Origin of the sequence: Nocardioides sp. CPCC 206348 (assembly GCF_048654705.1) — a bacterium.
In the GTDB taxonomy this organism is placed as follows: domain Bacteria; phylum Actinomycetota; class Actinomycetes; order Propionibacteriales; family Nocardioidaceae; genus Nocardioides.
In genome coordinates, this window is the sequence record NZ_JBMCZA010000207.1 from 1 (window position 1) to 1,419 (window position 1,419).

A 1,419-nucleotide genomic window follows, 5' to 3' on the forward strand; every position below is an offset into this window, starting at 1 on the left:
CCGCCTCGAGACCTCAGGCGAAGGTGCGCTCGACGAGCGAGGCGAAGAAGCCGATCCCGTCGAGGCCGCTGCCGGTGAGCTCCTCGACGGCGTGCTCGGGGTGCGGCATCAGGCCGACGACGTTGCCGCGCTCGTTGGTGAGGCCGGCGATGTCGTTGAGCGAGCCGTTCGGGTTCATCTCGAGGTAGCGGGCCACGACCTGGCCCTCGCCCTCGATCCGGGCGAGCGTGTCGGCGTCGGCGACGAAGCCGCCCTCGCCGTTCTTCAGCACGATCCGGATCTCCTGGCCCTGCTCGTAGGCCGAGGTCCAGGGGGTGTTGTTGTTCTCGATGCGCAGCAGCTGGTCACGGCAGACGAACTTGCGGTGGTCGTTGCGGATCAGCGCACCCGGGAGGAGGTGCGACTCGCACAGGATCTGGAAGCCGTTGCAGATGCCGAGGACGGGCATGCCCTGCTGGGCCTTGGCGACGACCTCGGTCATCACGGGGGCGAAGCGCGAGATGGCGCCGCAGCGGAGGTAGTCTCCGTACGAGAAGCCGCCGGGCAGGATGACCGCGTCGACACCCTTGAGGTCGGCGTCACCGTGCCACAGGGCAACCGCTTCGTTGCCGCCGATGCGGACCGCGCGCTGCGCGTCGACGTCGTCGAGGGAGCCGGGGAAGGTGACGACCCCGACCTTCACTGCTCGACGCTCACGGCGTAGTTCTCGATCACCGGGTTCGACAGGATCGTCTCGGCCATCTGGCGCACCTCGGCCAGGACGGCGTCGGTCACCTCACCGGCGAACTCGATCTCGAACCGCTTCCCCTGGCGGACGTCCGTTGCGCCGGTGAAGCCGAGTCGGGGCAGGGCACCGAGCACCGCCTTCCCCTGGGGGTCGAGGATCTCGGGCTTCGGCATGACGGAAACGACGACTCGGGCCACGGACCGCAGTCTAGTGACCGCGGGCCGTGGCCCGTGCATCGCGTCCGGTTGCGGACTACGACAGCTCGCGCTTGAGGATCTTGCCCGTGGCGGTCATCGGGAGCGCGTCGACGAACTCGACGATGCGCGGGTACTTGTACGCCGCCATCTGGTCCTTGCTCCAGGCGACGATCTCCTCGGGGGTGGCGGTGGCGCCCGGCTTGAGGATGAGGACGGCCTTGATCTCCTCGCCGTGGCTGTCGTGCGGGACGCCGATGACGGCGGCCAGCGAGACGGCCGGGTGGGTGAGCAGCACTTCCTCGATCTCGCGCGGGTACACGTTGAAACCGCCGCGGATGATCATGTCCTTGGACCGGTCGACGATGTAGTACCAGCCGTCGGCGTCCTTGCGACCGAGGTCCCCGGAGCGGAACCAGCCGTCCTCGCTGATCGACGCAGCCGTGGCATCGGGGCGCTTGTAGTAGCCCTTCATGATGTTGTGGCCCTTGATCGCGA

At 68.2% G+C, this 1,419-nt stretch carries 3 protein-coding genes; all 3 read right to left on the reverse strand.

The features are described 5' to 3' along the window. Positions 1-13 precede the first annotated feature (13 nt). Positions 14-682, reverse strand: a complete 669-nt coding sequence (purQ, locus tag ACOADB_RS20410; RefSeq protein WP_378602745.1) for a phosphoribosylformylglycinamidine synthase subunit PurQ — start codon at positions 680-682, stop codon at positions 14-16. Continuing rightward, the gene (gene purS / locus ACOADB_RS20415; protein WP_182377931.1) at positions 679-924 is read right to left on the reverse strand and encodes a phosphoribosylformylglycinamidine synthase subunit PurS; all 246 of its coding nucleotides are present in this window, start codon (positions 922-924) and stop codon (positions 679-681) included. Before purS ends, purQ begins: the two co-directional genes overlap by 4 nt. Positions 925-979: 55 nt before the next feature. Continuing rightward, positions 980-1,419: AMP-binding enzyme (locus tag ACOADB_RS20420; protein ID WP_420281106.1), on the reverse strand; the 440-nt coding region annotated here is incomplete at its 5' end.